This is a genomic window from Streptomyces sp. NPDC001822, assembly GCF_042892135.1.
Lineage (GTDB): Bacteria > Actinomycetota > Actinomycetes > Streptomycetales > Streptomycetaceae > Streptomyces.
Genome location: NZ_JBIATW010000019.1, coordinates 52943 through 67452 on the forward strand (window position 1 = coordinate 52943; position 14510 = coordinate 67452).

Sequence of the window (14510 nt, forward strand, 5' to 3'; positions counted from 1 at the left end):
AGGGAGAGGGGTTTCAGGGTGGAGCGGACAGGTAACAATAAAGCGCACCACACGGTCCATCTCCCGAAGCCGATTACAGGGCAAGTGACGGATGCGTTGAATGAACTATTCGGGAGTTCCGGATGAGTAACCAGGTAGCAATGGCGACTGCAGCGGTCATGGACTCATCGACTGACCTCGCAGATAGAATTGCCGCGCTACGCTTGTTGTCTGGCCTGAATACTGAACGAGCCATTCAGGTTGCGATCAGCGTGACTGAAGATCCCGATGAGCCGCCAATTGTCCTCGTCGCTGTAGGGGAAGAGCTAGCCCGCATCGCTTTGGAAACTCGATGGCTAACAGAGTTCGAGGTAAGAAACATGAGCGACGTGGCTTTCGATGCCTACTGTGAACACCTCAAGTGACTTGGGCTGCTGGCTTGATCGATCTTTTGGTCTTGGCTGATCGGTAGATCTTTCCGCCGCCTAACGTGTACATTATCGGCCCCGTCGAGCTGTTCCCGACGGGGCCGATGATTTGCCGCTTGACGGCAGTAGCCGCCGCTGCTAAGCGCGTGTCGAGGGCGTCGCCGAGTGCGGTCACACTGGACTGGCGACCACAACCCGCCGAACAAGTTCTCCCCGAATGGTCCGTGGACTCTCTATCCGCACTGCAAGGAATGTTCCAAACCAGTGGAATCGTGGACACACTAATCAAGGAATACTACGACTTCCCAGTATGGAAGCCGAGACAACTGCCTCTTCGCGGGACACGAGCCCGAAATCCTCCGTGTAACGCGTGCAGTCCCCGCGGTGCAGCAGAGCCGTGGTATTGGAAGCCCTCGGCTGGATCTTCCACGTCTGCTTGGCGCGGGCCCGCTCCTGAGCTTCGAGCTCTCTGATCTGGCGGTCGACGCACTGCAGCTGCCAGGCCAGATACTCGCGCGTCGCTCGCCACTTCTCCAGCCGGGAGATCCCGCCGTCGCCGCCCATTGTCAGGCGGCCCCGTTCGTATCCGCGCTCTCCTGGGCGCGCTTCAAGGCCATGCGGGCCTCGACCACCTCACCCCTGTCCACCGTCGCCCAGAACGGATGGGTGGAGACGGTCACGCTCAGGTCGAGCGCATCCTTGCGGAGCCGGGCCACCTCGACCTTCTGCTCCGGCGTGTAGCCCGCGCTCTCGGGCTTCTCGGGCCGGTAGTCGCTGTGCAGCTGCTTCTCGGCCTTCCAGCCGGGCATCGGCTCCACCGACCCGGGGTGACCGGCGGTGTACTGCTCCAGGGCTGCGCGGGCCTGGAGCAGGGCGATCTGAGCGTCACGAAGATCTGCGGGGAAGGTATACGTCGGCACACCGGGATAGTACGTCTGTTCGATTGTCGTGTGCGAGTCACACGCCGCTTACCTGCCCGCGATCACGCGACCAGCCGCAATCAGGCAGCACGCGGCCCTGTCCGGACGCTCATGCCGCCGCCCACTCATGCGGCCTTCCGCCACGCCACCGGACCCAAGCAGCGTCATCGAGCAGCAGATCAGGCTCGTCCTGGCCGATCGACGCAGGAACTCGACGACATCGCGGTCGCTGTACGCGATTCCGAGGATGTGCGTGTCGGCGGCGCTCCGCACGGATACGCGACGGCCGCCATCGGGGCTGAGGTGGTGAACAGTGACGGGCGGGCTCATCTCCCCACGGTGCCTCCCCAGCCCGCCGGACGCCAACGACCAGACAGCGGCTGGCCCCGCCTTCCCGGAGAAGAAGAGGCGGGGCCACCGCGAGAGCCCGGTCTCGGGTTATCGGGGCACTCGCGGGATCAGCATGGCACTGAGCCCCTGCATCTCCTCGTAGCCCGTGGCCGGGCGAGCCAGGTCAGACCGTCACTTCGCCGCCGCGTGTTTTGGCTCCTCGGACAGAACCAGGTCGATGACCTGTTCGGTGAGGGGTTCGAGGGAGATGTCGTAGGTGCGGGTGATCTGCTGGAGGCGGGAGATGGCTTTACGCACGCCGGTTGTGTTGCCGGTGGCCCACTCGATGCGCATCCAGTCTCGGTAGAGGACTTCGGAGGTCTCGTCGACGTCCAGGCCGCGCAGGACGGCGTGGCGGGCTGCGTCCATGTCGGGGGTGTCGCCTTCGGAGAGCCAGGCGGCCAGCGTGTGGGCGATGTCGGTGACGCGGGAGATGACTTCCTGCTGGATGGAGTCGGCCCACGGGTAGTCCTGGCCCTCGAACGGCTTGCCGCGGACCAGGCCGAGGGCTTTCTCCAGGTCCGGGATCCCGGTCTCCGGGCCGGCAGCCAGGCCGCGCGTAGCCAGCTTCTGGAAGTGGTCCCAGTCGGAGCGGATCCCGGTGCGGAACGCGTAGCCGGTCTTCGGGCGCGGCAGGTAGGGCTGCCCGTCGGCGTCCGTGCCGAAGCGGGAGCGGATCTCGGAGAGGCGGGACTGCAGGGTGCGCGTCGACCACGGGTTCACCGGATCCATCGCCGTGCACAAGGTGTCGGCGCTACGTCCGGGCCGCAGGTAGATCAGCGCGGCGAGCGCCCCGACCTTGGGCCCGTGACCGGAGTTGCTGATGCCACTGACCTGCAACGGACCCAGCAGGCGGATCTCCGGCGCCGACGGGTCATCCTCGATCAGGTCGTCGGTGCGTCGCGCCCCGGGCTCTGTCGCTTGCCCGGGGACTACTGGGCTACCGGACTTGCCCATGCCTTCTTGCGGTGCGATGCCTTCGGCGTCGTCGACGGGAGCGTTCTTATCGGTGGAGGCGAGTAGGGCGGGGAACGGGTTGCCGGGGTCCGGGCTTCCCTCGTCGAGGTAGAAGGTGTGGGGGCCGGTGAGTGGTGTCCCGACTGGGTGGGTGTGGTCTTCGGCGAGTTTCCAGGCGCCGGTGGCGGGCTGGGCGGGTTCTTCGGTGACTTCGAGGGCGTGGATGAAGTCTCGGTACTGCTCGTTGGTGAGCCGCTGCAACTGGATGGGTTCACCGGTCAGGTTGGGAACGTCGACCGGGGTGTCCGCGGCGGCCGGGATCGTGTCGGCGTCGGGGAAGGCCTGGCGGGTGGCGTCGTTCGCGGGCAGGACGACGGCGATGGGGAGGGTGCGGGCTGCGGCGATGGCGTCGGCGAGCTGCCAGACCTGGTCGCCGTCGATGTCGCCGGCGCCGATCAGGATCCAGGGCAGGGGAGCGGGGGCGTTCTCGTCCTGCTGGTGGACTTCGACGAGGAGGCTGCCGAGATCGGCCACGACGGACTGCAGGGTTGGCATCGTGCGCACACGGCCCTTGGGCAGCAGCGTGGCGAGGCGGCTGCCGAGACCGACGGTCACGATCTCGGTGTGGTCACTCCAGCCGCAGGTGCCGGCCTCCAGCGCCAGCGCGCGGGTGACAGCGAGAACGTCGTCGGCCTGACCATCAAGGAGGACCACACGGTTCAACAGGTCAGCTAGGAGCAGGTCACCGTCCCCGGTGGCTCCCAGCGTGACGAGTCCCGGGTACGGTGCGGAGACCTGGGCGGCGGCTTCCTCGTCCAGCAGTGCGGCCGCCGCATCCAGCCCCCACACGCCCGTCTCTTTACCAGCCGTGAACGGGGACAGCGGGGTCGTAGCCTTGTCCTCGACCAGCAGGTGCAGGCTCCGACCCGTGATCCGTGCCCCGCGCACGACCGGCAGCTCCGTCTGTGCACTGGCCCCGCCGGCCAGCGTGCGCAGAGCCAGGTCCAGCAACGCGGCGCTGGCGGGCTCACCGCTGGTGTTGAAGATCTGCTCCAGCAGCGACGGGTCGGAGTCGATCGCGATCCTCTCGCCCGCCTTGCGACGTCGCTGCTGCAGGATCCGCTTCACCCCGAGCGCACCGGCGAGCGAGGCGGCCAGCAGCGCACCGATCCCTCCGACCAGCGCCGCCTGCCGCACAGACTCAGACGACTCCTCACCTGCTCTCGGTGTGGCCGTTGTAGGCGGTCCGGCTTGTGACGGGACGGAAGTCGGGGTGCTGCGCGGGGCGGGAGCAGTGGCGTCCTTGGATGGCCCGGCGCCCGGTGCGGTGGTCGGGGCGGGTGATCCGGCGCCGGCGTGGCCGGGAGTTGTGCTGCGTTCCGGGGCTGGCGTACTCGGGGACGGCTGGTCCGTTTCGTCGTCGCCCTGCTTGGCGTCGTCGTGGCGCTGCTCTGCCTGGTCCGGTTGGTTGGTGGTGTCGGGAGTCTGTGGGGCGGGTGTGTTCAACCCCGGCTTCTCTCCTGTCCCGGTGTCACCCGGCACGGGTGTGGTGGCAGGGAGTGTCAGGCTCTGACCGGGGAAGATCTGATCCGGGTTGGTGAAGTGGCCTCCACTGGGCTGGGCTTCGCCCTTGTTGAGCTCGAAAATGTCCGGGTACTTCGACTCGTCCCCGAGCTCGTCCGCCGCGATCTTCGAGAGGCTGTCACCCACCTCCACCACATACTCCTCACCCGCAGCAGGCTGCTTGCCAACAGCCAGTGTCCGCAGCCCACTCGCGCTGTCGGCCTCCTCGCTGGGGCCGGCCACGGGTGTGGTGGGGCGGGCATCGTCGGGAAGGTGCAGGATCCAGCCGGTGTGGATCGGCGCATCGGCGTGGAAGGTCTGGCTGTCGGCCATGGTGCGGCCGTCGTTGAGTGCCGCGATCTCTTCCCACCGGTTGCCGTCGCCGAGCCGGTCCTGGGCGATCGACCACAGGCTCTCGGCCGGCTTGGTGTCGGCCACGGTGTGGGTGACCTGCCTGCTGTCCTCGGACTGCCGCGCCGCACTCGGCCCAGCGGCCACGGAGGCATCGGACGGACTGAGCGTGGACGTGGCGGCGGGGGAGGCGGTCGCTGGGCTGGCGGAGGCGGCGAGCGCGGTCCCCGTCGGCAGGGCCAGCAGGACAGCGCCGACCATAGCGGCGGCGGCGCGCTGCCCGACCAGCAGCCTCAGCTGCGGCGCGGTGCGCCCCCGTAGCTGGGCGGGGATTTCGACCAGGACGGACAGGGCGAACATTCCCCAGCCCACCCAGCCTGCCGCGGACAGGACCAGGAGGAACACCTGCCCGCTGTCCTGCGTCGAGAGCAGGCTGCCGAGCACGTTGAGCCCCGCCGGTGCGACCACACCGGTCGCCCACCACAGAAGGATGGGCAGGCCGGCCAGCAGGGCGGCCAGCACCACGAGGCTGATCAGGGCTCGCAACACCGCCAGTAGCCCGGCGCCCCTGTGGCGGGCTGGGGCGGGTGGGCGCCGGGTCAGACCGGCGGGGGACTCTGGCATGAAACGGCGCCCTTCTTCTCAGGATGGTGCGGGGTGTCAGTCGGCTTGGTGGAGCAGGGTTGCGGATCCGTGCCCGGACACGGCCATGGAGCCGATCCCGACCACGGGCAGGAACTTCGTGGCGTAGGTGTCGGTGACCGTGACGAAGACCTTGGAGTTGTTGTCGCTGAAGGTGACCTCCCCGCTGACACCGGCCTGGCCGAGGTAGGCGTACGCGGCCGCCGCGGCGGCCTGCGGGTCGACCCGGATCGCGTCCCCGCTGACCGCGGCCGCGGGGTTGATGGCCTGACCGCCGGCCCGGGCGGCTTCGAACGCCACAGCGTCCGCACGCTCCGTGGCCCGCAGCTTCCCGCCACCGTCAAGGACCAGCCCGACGATGCCGAGCAACGCCACCACACACGCTGCGACGAACACGACGACCCCGCCGTCGTCCCGCTGCATCCGGTGCGACAACGCAAGTCGACGACGGTCGAACCGACCGAGGAATTTCATCTGCACGTCATTCCTCCCGTATCGGAAAAGTCGTGAGTTCGGCAGCCCTCGCTGTTGCAGGCCGTGTTCCGGTGCTGGCCAGAGGCCTGCCTCGATGGGGGAAGTTCTTGAAGGTGTTCGACCCGTCCATCAACGCCAGCCTCCGCTACACCGAAGTCGTCGACCACTCCGGCTTCACTGACGCCACCCCCTCCGCCTGACCGATCCCGCTGAACATGGAGCCGATCCGCTCCCGTAGCCTCGCGGCTATGCCCACCGGTCACACCCTCTGCCACTGCATCGTCTGCCGGGACATCGAAGAACTGGACCCCCGCATCCAGTCGACGGTCGATGTCGTTCAGCAGCACGGTTGGCAGGTCACGATGGTCCCCGTCGGCCGCGACGAGGCACCCGGCTGGGCGTACACGATCGGCTTGTGGCATAGCCATCGCATCCCCGAGCTCGCGATGTTCGGTCTCGATGTCCGCATGATGCAGACGCTCCTGAACGACCTCGGCAAGCGGGCTGTTGAAGGGCAGCGCCTGGAGGCGGGCCAGATACGGCACGACATCGCCTCTGTTCCGGTCGTGCTCAAAGCTGTCGACTACCGCTGGTACAAAGCGTTCTTCGGCACCGCGATCAACTTCTACCGCAAGCCACCGTTCCCAGTCCTTCAGGTCGTCTGGCCCGACCGCGACGGAGTCCTGCCCTGGCAGCCCGGTGGAGAAAGCCTCCTTTCCCACCAACCCAGGCTGGACGTGCTCCCGGACGAACACCCTGCCGGCGTATGGACGCAGAACCTGTGAACGTCCGACGACGGCACCGGCGCGCACGATAGCGGCATGAAGCACTGGTGCCGCAGCTACTGGGCTGCGGAAGACACTTGGTTCTACTTCGAGATCGACGCCGACGGCTGGGTCGCCCGCCAGGTCGAGCTTCAAGGTCCCCGTGAGAAGCCGATCGCTGCAGCCTGTCTGGCCGAATGGCAAGTCGCTCAGCAGGCCGGAACCCTCGTGGAGTACGAGTCGATGTTCGGTGCCACGGCCGAGGTGCCCCTCCAGGAGTGGGAGGGACTCGAGCCGCAGGACCTCACCCCCGACGAGTTCGAGGGAATCTGGCTCGCGGCTCGAGCAGCCTGCCGAGAAGGATCCCGGAAGTGCGTGCCGCGAGGAGCGTGAACCCAAGTACTCGTGCCTGCTCACTGCAGGGCCTCCCTACTTCGGTTCGTGCTCCATTGGCCTTCAGAATTTGCGAACCCAGGAGCTCTGGAGCGGTAGGCGTCGACCACTGAACTGAAGCTGCTGGACAGCGTCTTCGAACCCGGCACGCCGGGCAGCAGGAGGTCGGAGAGCGCCACGGTGCAGCGCACGGTGACGGTGGTGTAGCCGACCTGGCCGATCGGCACGTTCAGTCCGGAGGCGTCCACGGACACGCTCGTGGACGCGCACTTGATGCCCTGGTCATCGAGCGAGCGCGCCGCAGCGGAGGAAGCAGCCGCGGTCGCGTCGCCGTAGGTCCGCTCGATCGAAGCGGCCCGGGCGGCGTCCTCGGCGGCGGCGTCGATCTTGCTGCCCGATGTCACCAGCCGGCCGGCCGCGACCGCCATGCACACGAATGCGATGAGCAAAGGTGTCACGATCGCCGCCTGAATCGCCTCACTACCCCGGTCGCTCCGAAGCCCGCAAGCGCGGACCCGAAACCAGGACCGGATCCCGAACATGGCGCTCACGGGCTGGTCCAGCGTTCGCGGGCGCCGGTCGCGGACTGCGAGATCAGCAGTCCTCGGATGCCCGGAACCAGGGACACGGCCCGGCCGGTCACGGTGACCTCCATCGTCTCCCCACTGCTCCCGGCCGTGCTGACGCCGGCGCCGCGCAGGCTGTCACCGGCGATCCGGCCCAGCGTCTCCCGGGCCCGGGCCGCGCCCTCACCGGGGGAGGCCTCGTGGATCCGGCCGGCGGCAACACCTTCCCGGGCGGCGGTCAGTGCGATGTTGCGCGCGTAGTACTGCATCCCCACCTGCACCGCGGTGATCATGAGCAGGATGACGAACGGGAACACGATCGCCATCTGTACGGATGAATCGCCGCGATCGCCCTGCCCGCTCATGCGAGACCGGACCGTGGTGGTCCAATGCCGGAGGCGTACGGCTGCTGCTGCTCTGTTCACGGTGGGTCAGATACCGGTGAGCATGCCGTTGTACTTGGAGATGACCACGGCGATGCTGCCCGCGATCAGCAGCGCCCCGGCAACGGCCGCTACCCAGATGATGACGGTGGTGATCGAGATGTCGCCCCGGTCTTCTCCCTGTGCTCGGCCCTGGTCGATGCGGCTACGGAGCCACTGGCCGGCGCCGGAAATTCGGACGGTGAGCTTGCGCATGACGTTGTCTCCTTCGTGCTGGGGATTCAGGTGTTGAGGATGCGGATGACCGCGGGGAACGCGATGAGGAGCATGACGAGTACCGCGAGGAGGGCTCCGGGGGCGGTCATCTTCTCGCTCTCGGCGTTGGCTTCGGTGGCCTGGTCGGACAGCAGTTCGGTGCGCAGGTTTTTCGACCGGGAGCGCAGGGTCGCGTAGACGGACGCTCCATCGTCCGAGGACTGCCGCATGATCGCGGCAAGGTCATCGAGGACCGGAAGGTCGAGCTCGCGGGTGAGCCGCTCCAGTGACTCCCAGTGCGGGACCTTGTCGACCCGGGAGCGGGCCAGGGCTTCCTGGATCCGGACGAACGCCCACCCTTGCCCGACTTGGGCGGCCTGTTCCATGGCCTGCTCGGCGCTGGTGTTCCCGGCCCGGCGCAGGGCGACGAGGTCGAGGTAGGCGGCCATGGCGTGCGCGAACTCTTCGCGGGCTCGCCGTGCTTGGTCGCGTAGCGCGAGATCCGGGGCGAACCACAGGATGAGGCCGAACAGCAGCCCGACACCGACCGGGAGATACAAGGGCATGCCCAGCAGCAGGAACGGCAGCGTCGACAGCGGTGGGAGCAGCAGCCCACCGGCACCGAGCGCGACTTTGGTCAGCATGAAGCGGCTCGGGCTCTGCCCGACCAGGGCGAGATTCCGGTAGGGGACCCGAACCCCTGGCACCTGGGTGAGGTGGTCCAGGAGCCAGGCGCCCCAGCGTTCGTCCCGGTTCGCGCTGGTCAGTTCCGGGCGCGGCGGGGAGGGATGGTTCAGGCGTTGCAGGGCCGGGCCCAGGGCGGGGGCGGGGCGCGCGAGTTCCTTGATGAGCAGGGCCACGCCGGCGCCGATTGTGCAGCCGGTCAGGACTGCGCCGACGGGAATCACAGGACCTCCTCGAGGACCGGGGTATCACATGCGTGTTGGGGTGGTGTGACGGTGACGCGGCTGCGCGGGTCGGCGACCAGGAAGCGGGGGACCGGCTTGGTGTCGGCCAGCGACCTCATCCATGCCAGGACCGCCACGAAGCCGGCGACGAGGAGGGCGAGGACCAGCTGACCCAGGAGGGTTCCGTAGGGGGCGGTGTAGCTGGGCACGAGCATCCCGATGCCGATGACACCGAGGGTGATGATGGTCATCCACCGCACCGTGGTGCGGGGCTTGGCCCGGTCGGACTCGATGGTCCGGCGCTTGGCGACTTCCTCGTGCACGGACTCGGCGAGGTCGTCGAGCGCCTGGGCGAGGCCCGGGCCGCGGTCGGCGGCGGACAGGATCAGCGCGGCGACGACCTTGTCGGCGGTCACGTCGTCCAGCGCGTTCCCGAACTCGCGCAACGCGTCGGTGGAGCGCCATCCGGCCTGGAGCCGGTCGACGAGGTCGCCGATTTCGTCCTCGATCGCCTCGGGCACCCCTTTGCGGGACAGCTTCAGTGCCTCGTCCAGGCCGCGGCCGAGCCGCAGCACGTTGCTCAGGCGCTGCGTCCAGTCGCCCAAGGCCTCCAGCTTCGCGATCCGCCCCACGGCGCCCCTCGTCGGTGCCAGCAGCCACGGCACACCCACCGCCGCGAGCACCACGAGAACACCGAGGACGAAGACCCCGGTCACCAGCCACAGCACCGCACCCATAACCAGACCGAGAACCAGGAGGTTGCGTCGGCGTGCGCGGGCATCCTGGTCGGCGTACCCGGTCCGCGCCCGCAGCCGGGACGCCACCGACGGGCCCTTCGGCTGGGTTGTGCCGACGACGCCGGAGACCAGGCCGACCATTCCGCCGGTCAGGGCGAGACCGGCCAGCACCCACAGCAGCAATGCACCCATCAGGACACCTCCCGAACCTTGAGCGGGAGGACCGTGGGCCACGTGCCGCGTGGCGCGTTCAGGAGGTCGGCGTCGAAGCCGACACGGCGCAGGTCGTTGATACACCTGGGGTGCATCAACGGCACCGCCCGCGGTTCGTCCCACTCGGGGCGCGGCCCGAAGATCGTGTTCGTGTCGGGCCGGCCGCCCTCACCGATACCGGTCACCTCCACGACGTGGGAGAGGAAACGGTGGCGGTAACCGGCGATCTTCGTCTCATCGATCGAGTTCACGAACACGATGAAGTGCAGCCCGTTCGCCGCCTGACGGTAGGCCAGCTGCTCCGACATGTTCGCCTGGGCCAGCAGGTAGAGCTCCGCGATGCGATCGAAGACAACACTGGGGTGGATGGCGTGCAGGGTGCAGAGATTGCCGCCCTGCCCGTTCGTCATCGCCTGCAGCATCGCCACGATCTCCGGCCCACGGACCTCACCGACGACAATCCGAGCCAACGACATACGCAGCGCCCGGTACATCAGGTCCATCAGCGAGATCTCACCCGCACCGTGCCCGTCGACCCGTTCACCGTTGGACTGGCGTGCCTCCATCGGCACGACCTGGCGGTGGAACCCGTTCTCGTGCGCGAACAGCTCGAACTCGGTCTCAAGCGTGGCGAACCGTTCGTCCGGGTCGATCTCCTTGAGTAGCGCCCGCAGCAGCGTCGTCTTACCGGCGGCCTGGCCACCGACGATCATCACGTTCTTCTCGGCACGGACACACGCCCTGAGGAACTGCTGCAGGGTGGTGTCGAGCATCCCGAACCGCACCAGGTCGTCCAGATTCGCGTGCCGCATGCTGTGCCGTCGGATCGCCACGTAGGTGCCGGGGGTGACGTCGATGATCGCCTGCAACCGGGACCCATCCGCCAGCCGCAGGGCAAGGAACGGATCGGCGGTGGAGAGGCTGCGCTCGCTCTGCCCGGTCGTGCGCCGGGCCAGATCGCGCAGCAGTTCCCGGAGCTCCTCATCTGAGTCGGCGACCGGGACGACCTGGACACGACGCCCGTCGGTGAAGTCCAGCCACACCTCCCGAAAGCCGTTGATGAGGATGTTCTCCACCCGCTCGTTGTCCAGGTGCGCCTGCAGACGACCCGCCCGGAACTGCAGATCGAACACAGCCTGCGAAATCGCCGCATCCTCGCCGGGCGTGGTCGCAAGACCACGCTTCACGGCCTCGGCATCCGACCAGATCGCCACCTGCTCATTGATCAACGCCCTGCCACGCTGCTCCTGGGCCGCCTGTGACATGCCCGGCTCGGCACGCAGCAACGCGGTGAGCCGCTCGCCGACTTCCTTCTTGATCAGCCGCACAGATTCGTAGTCGACGGCAACCTGATGGGGACCGCCGGTTGCGCTCTGTGAGGACAGGGGCGCCTGAACGGGAGACGGGTGCGGTCGGGCCTGCGCCTGGGCCGCGATCCTCTCGTCAAACGTGGTGACCTGCGGGTTGTGGTAGATCGGGTTAGCGCGCACCGGCCACCGACCTCTGCCCGGGAGGGCCCAGACGGGCCCGGCGGGCCTCGACCAGCTCCCGTACCTTCTCCGTCGTGGTGCGGGCGCTGCGCATGAGCTCGCTGGTGGCGAACTTCCGCGGCTGACTTGCCCCGTCCGACAGCACTGCGGCCTCGGCCGGCCGCCACGGCAGCGTCGCCACCACATCCGCTTTCAGGTGCTTCTGGACTTCTTCCTTCGGGAAGGGCCCTCGGTCCACCAGCAACAGACCGATTTCCGGAGCGTTGCCCACTTGTTCACGCAGGGCCGTCAGCCGTACCTCCGCACTCTGCAGGCTCCGCAGCGTGTTCTGCGCAACCATCAACACCACGTCAGCCCGCTGCGCTAGGACACCCGACGGGCCGAACGCCCCGCGGCGGCCGAGGTCGACCAGGACGTCGTGCTGGTGCTCCTCGACGCCGGCGAACAGGTGGGCCAGCTGATCCCACACCGGCCCCATCGAGGAGGCGTGGGCAGGATCGTAGAGACCGGGCAGCACCAGACGGTCCCGAGTACCGGCGTCGGTCACATCGACCAGCTGCCGCCAAAATGCCTCGCCCAACTGGCCCTGCCGGCCGGCCAGCGCGAGGTTGCGCAGGCCGTGCGTGTTGCCGAGGGTGCCCTGCAGGGCACCGGGCAGGATCGCACCGCCGTCCGGATCACATTCGGCCAGCACCACCCGATGCCCGGTCTCCAACGGCCACGTCAACAGCAACGCCATCGCCGCAGTCGTCGCACCCGGCGCGCCGAGTCCACCGGCCAGCGCGATGACCGCCATCAGCTGCCATCCCGAGCATCGACGATCACCGCAACGTTGCCCGTGGCAACCTGGGCGGCGAGTGCAGGGCCGTCCTTCACGGGGACCGCGACGTCCACGACCACATTGCCCGTTCCTGTCGCCGGCGCGCCGACCGCGACGACGGAGGCGGTCAGTGTCTTCGGTTTCCGCTCGATGCCGGTCTCCTGCTGGGCTGCTGCGGCGTCGGCGTCCGGAGTGCTGACGACGAGCACCTTCTGCCCGGGCTTCAGGCGGGTGGCGGGGATCTGCGAAGGCTTCAGGCTCACCCCGACGAGCTGCTGGTCAGGCCCGACCAGGGACTTGTCCGTCACCTGCGATGGGGTCAGCAGTGAACCGGCCCGGAGGTCAACTGCAGCCCGCTGGCCCACGAGGTCGGATGCCAGGGAGGCTTTCACCGACTTAACGGCGGGATCCAGCGCGACCGACGCCTCACTCAAGTCCGTCTTGGCCAGCTTCGTGCCTGCCGGGACGTCCTTGGTCACGACCAGGACGGCAGTGCGTTGGCCCGACGCCGAGTACAGCACGGCGCCGGACAGGCCACCCGCGGCGATCAGCGCGACGGACAGGGCGATCAGGCCGGGGCGGCGCCGTCGCTGCTTGACCATCCGCGGAGCGGCAACCGGCTTGGACGAACGCTCCCGGACTGAATCCTGCGTTCCCTGGCCGGGCGCAAGGATGGTGGTGCTCTTACTCACGATCTGCTGCCTCCTGGGACACGCAGGAACTCATGGACGAGGACGAGCCGCGAAGAGCGCGGCTCGAGAGACGGCTAGTTGACGACCTGGACCTCTGCGACGGTGATGTCGACGTCGCTGTCGCGGACCTCGGTCAGCTGACCGGAGGTACCGCCACCGGTCCAGTCGATCGTCCACGTGGAGGTCGCCGTGACGTGGTACTTCCCCGACCCCTGGGTCGAGGAGGGGCGCGTGTAGCGGTGCCCGCAGTCTGGCGACGGATCCGCACCGTACGACTTCTTGTACGGCGTCCCGGGCGTCGTGCACACGACGGTCTTGCCGTCACCCATGGACCAGACGATCCTGCTGACCTTCGCCACCGCCGTCACCGTGACAGCACCAGCCGTAGCGCTCGCCGTGTTAGGCCCGAACGTCTCAGGACCGCGAGCTGTCCACATGTACACCGGCATACCGATGACACCCGTGCCGCCTGGTTTCGGCGTGATACCGATCTGCGGGCCCCGCAGCAGCATTTTGTCCACGGCCTGCCGCGCGACTACCGCAGGATCCACCGCCGGCGCCGCAGGTGCACCACCCGGCCCGCCGTACACGGCCTCGGTGATCGTGTTCGAGGCTCCGGACTCCATGTAGTAGCGGCACGTACGCACATAGACCGCACCACCCTCGGATGGGTCGTGGCCCTCCCAGAATTCGCTACCGGCGGGAGGCTGAGGGGCCACTTTTTTGGGAGGTGAGCACTCGGGCGGCTTGGGCTTCCCACTTGGTTTCGCGGCAGTACCACCGGTGCCGGTAGGAGGACCACCATGTGAACCGCTGCCACCAGAGCCGCCGGTGCCAGCCTCGACACAGAACCACTGGTCCGCACAGTTGCCGGCGCCCACTCGATGGTCCTGGGCTGACGCCGGGCCGGCGAGCACGACTGAAGCGACACCGAGAGCCGCAGCAACGCGGCGCCCAGTCAGCACGCCTTCTCCTGAGGCTCGTCCTTCACGACTCGCCACCCCTCCGGCCACTTCTCGATGACCGAGTGGACGACGTACCTCGTCAGGCGTGTGGAAGGAAGAGGCACAGGCTTCCGCGTCTTGCTGTCGATGACCTGCCACTTTGAGACGTCGAGGCAGCTGGCCAGCTTGACATTGGGGGTCTTCCGGTTGATGTCGCTCTCGGTTGCCGTTGGGCTGTCCACGGTGACCTGGCCTACCGCCAACTGGTCAGCGCTGACCATGCTCGCCATGCCGTCGTTCGCCTTGATCAGCGCAAGGCCAGCGGCGTAGTCCTGCAAGCTGGTGCCCTTGGAACTGCCCTTGGCGTAACCCAGCTCCATCTCTTGCCAGTACTGCTTGTAGACCCCGATGGCAGCCGTCTCGGCGGCCTCTGTCGGATCGGCAGATGGTGCCGGCTGGCCCGAGGGCGCTGCAGGCGTCGCTTTGGCCGGCTTCGCGTCCGTGGCGGGGTCGGCGCTGCACCCGACTACGGCGCTAAGCCCGCAAGTCGCTAGAAGCAGCGCGGCCACTGTGAGGTGGTTTCGCTTGCGAAGATCGGGGCGGTCCTGCCGTCCTGTCCGCATTACTACGTCTCCCATGCA

17 protein-coding genes are annotated in these 14510 nt (G+C 67.9%); 3 read left to right on the forward strand and 14 right to left on the reverse strand.

From position 1 onward, the window contains the following. The first annotated feature begins 122 nt into the window (after positions 1-122). On the forward strand, positions 123-404 hold the full coding sequence (locus ACFYY2_RS31265) for a hypothetical protein (RefSeq protein ID WP_388749243.1): 282 nt from the start codon (positions 123-125) through the stop codon (positions 402-404). A 569-nt stretch (positions 405-973) separates the two neighbouring features. Here the strand turns inward: ACFYY2_RS31265 and ACFYY2_RS31270 are convergent. The 4 genes from ACFYY2_RS31270 to ACFYY2_RS31285 all read right to left on the reverse strand — a co-directional run bounded on the left by ACFYY2_RS31270 (position 974) and on the right by ACFYY2_RS31285 (position 5704). Continuing rightward, positions 974-1327: a hypothetical protein gene (locus ACFYY2_RS31270; protein WP_388749245.1), complete on the reverse strand. Its 354-nt coding sequence runs from the start codon at positions 1325-1327 to the stop codon at positions 974-976. Positions 1328-1375: 48 nt separating this feature from the next. Continuing rightward, positions 1376-1657, reverse strand: coding sequence for a hypothetical protein (locus tag ACFYY2_RS31275; RefSeq protein WP_388749247.1), 282 nt, complete (start codon positions 1655-1657; stop codon positions 1376-1378). Positions 1658-1849: 192 nt separating this feature from the next. Next, on the reverse strand, positions 1850-5212 hold the full coding sequence (locus tag ACFYY2_RS31280) for a LysM peptidoglycan-binding domain-containing protein (protein ID WP_388749249.1): 3363 nt from the start codon (positions 5210-5212) through the stop codon (positions 1850-1852). Positions 5213-5248: 36 nt separating this feature from the next. After that, entirely contained in the window at positions 5249-5704 is a 456-nt protein-coding gene (locus ACFYY2_RS31285) for a pilus assembly protein TadG-related protein (protein WP_388749251.1), read from the reverse strand. 248 nt (positions 5705-5952) lie between these two features. Between ACFYY2_RS31285 and ACFYY2_RS31290 the strand changes: the two genes are divergently transcribed. Further along, positions 5953-6489 (forward strand): DUF4262 domain-containing protein, encoded by a 537-nt coding sequence (locus ACFYY2_RS31290; protein ID WP_388749253.1) that lies wholly within the window; start codon positions 5953-5955, stop codon positions 6487-6489. Between the two features lie 36 nt (positions 6490-6525). Then, positions 6526-6861 (forward strand): hypothetical protein, encoded by a 336-nt coding sequence (locus ACFYY2_RS31295; protein WP_388749255.1) that lies wholly within the window; start codon positions 6526-6528, stop codon positions 6859-6861. 20 nt (positions 6862-6881) lie between these two features. On the opposite strand, the gene ACFYY2_RS31300 is transcribed toward ACFYY2_RS31295, so the two are convergent. The 10 genes from ACFYY2_RS31300 to ACFYY2_RS31345 form a co-directional block, all read right to left on the reverse strand. Continuing rightward, positions 6882-7403 (reverse strand): TadE/TadG family type IV pilus assembly protein, encoded by a 522-nt coding sequence (locus tag ACFYY2_RS31300; RefSeq protein WP_388749386.1) that lies wholly within the window; start codon positions 7401-7403, stop codon positions 6882-6884. Positions 7404-7408: 5 nt separating this feature from the next. Then, positions 7409-7792: a TadE family protein gene (locus ACFYY2_RS31305; RefSeq protein WP_388749257.1), complete on the reverse strand. Its 384-nt coding sequence runs from the start codon at positions 7790-7792 to the stop codon at positions 7409-7411. Between the two features lie 66 nt (positions 7793-7858). Beyond that, a complete protein-coding gene (locus ACFYY2_RS31310; RefSeq protein ID WP_388749258.1) occupies positions 7859-8065 on the reverse strand; it encodes a hypothetical protein in 207 nt (68 codons plus the stop codon). A gap of 26 nt (positions 8066-8091) precedes the next feature. Beyond that, positions 8092-8973 carry a type II secretion system F family protein gene (locus tag ACFYY2_RS31315; RefSeq protein ID WP_388749260.1) on the reverse strand — a complete coding sequence of 294 codons (882 nt, stop codon included), beginning with the start codon at positions 8971-8973 and terminating at the stop codon, positions 8092-8094. Then, positions 8970-9902, reverse strand: a complete 933-nt coding sequence (locus tag ACFYY2_RS31320) for a type II secretion system F family protein (protein WP_388749262.1) — start codon at positions 9900-9902, stop codon at positions 8970-8972. Before ACFYY2_RS31320 ends, ACFYY2_RS31315 begins: the two co-directional genes overlap by 4 nt. Further along, positions 9902-11413 (reverse strand): CpaF family protein, encoded by a 1512-nt coding sequence (locus ACFYY2_RS31325; RefSeq protein ID WP_388749264.1) that lies wholly within the window; start codon positions 11411-11413, stop codon positions 9902-9904. Before ACFYY2_RS31325 ends, ACFYY2_RS31320 begins: the two co-directional genes overlap by 1 nt. Further along, positions 11403-12209, reverse strand: a complete 807-nt coding sequence (locus ACFYY2_RS31330; protein WP_388749266.1) for a hypothetical protein — start codon at positions 12207-12209, stop codon at positions 11403-11405. The genes ACFYY2_RS31325 and ACFYY2_RS31330 overlap by 11 nt, the downstream gene beginning before the upstream one ends. Then, positions 12209-12925, reverse strand: a complete 717-nt coding sequence (locus ACFYY2_RS31335) for an SAF domain-containing protein (protein WP_388749268.1) — start codon at positions 12923-12925, stop codon at positions 12209-12211. Before ACFYY2_RS31335 ends, ACFYY2_RS31330 begins: the two co-directional genes overlap by 1 nt. A gap of 74 nt (positions 12926-12999) precedes the next feature. Beyond that, a complete protein-coding gene (locus tag ACFYY2_RS31340) occupies positions 13000-13284 on the reverse strand; it encodes a hypothetical protein (RefSeq protein ID WP_388749270.1) in 285 nt (94 codons plus the stop codon). 599 nt (positions 13285-13883) lie between these two features. Continuing rightward, positions 13884-14507 (reverse strand): hypothetical protein, encoded by a 624-nt coding sequence (locus ACFYY2_RS31345; RefSeq protein WP_388749272.1) that lies wholly within the window; start codon positions 14505-14507, stop codon positions 13884-13886. Positions 14508-14510: the final 3 nt, after the last annotated feature.

Coding starts and splice junctions, on each gene's coding strand:
- ACFYY2_RS31265 (WP_388749243.1), top strand. CDS start 123: ATGAGTAACCAGGTAGCAATGGCGACTGCAGCGGTCATGGACTCATCG.
- ACFYY2_RS31275 (WP_388749247.1), bottom strand. CDS start 1,657: ATGAGCCCGCCCGTCACTGTTCACCACCTCAGCCCCGATGGCGGCCGT.
- ACFYY2_RS31280 (WP_388749249.1), bottom strand. CDS start 5,212: ATGCCAGAGTCCCCCGCCGGTCTGACCCGGCGCCCACCCGCCCCAGCC.
- ACFYY2_RS31285 (WP_388749251.1), bottom strand. CDS start 5,704: ATGAAATTCCTCGGTCGGTTCGACCGTCGTCGACTTGCGTTGTCGCAC.
- ACFYY2_RS31290 (WP_388749253.1), top strand. CDS start 5,953: ATGCCCACCGGTCACACCCTCTGCCACTGCATCGTCTGCCGGGACATC.
- ACFYY2_RS31295 (WP_388749255.1), top strand. CDS start 6,526: ATGAAGCACTGGTGCCGCAGCTACTGGGCTGCGGAAGACACTTGGTTC.
- ACFYY2_RS31300 (WP_388749386.1), bottom strand. CDS start 7,403: ATGTTCGGGATCCGGTCCTGGTTTCGGGTCCGCGCTTGCGGGCTTCGG.
- ACFYY2_RS31305 (WP_388749257.1), bottom strand. CDS start 7,792: ATGAGCGGGCAGGGCGATCGCGGCGATTCATCCGTACAGATGGCGATC.
- ACFYY2_RS31310 (WP_388749258.1), bottom strand. CDS start 8,065: ATGCGCAAGCTCACCGTCCGAATTTCCGGCGCCGGCCAGTGGCTCCGT.
- ACFYY2_RS31320 (WP_388749262.1), bottom strand. CDS start 9,902: ATGGGTGCATTGCTGCTGTGGGTGCTGGCCGGTCTCGCCCTGACCGGC.
- ACFYY2_RS31330 (WP_388749266.1), bottom strand. CDS start 12,209: ATGGCGGTCATCGCGCTGGCCGGTGGACTCGGCGCGCCGGGTGCGACG.
- ACFYY2_RS31345 (WP_388749272.1), bottom strand. CDS start 14,507: ATGGGAGACGTAGTAATGCGGACAGGACGGCAGGACCGCCCCGATCTT.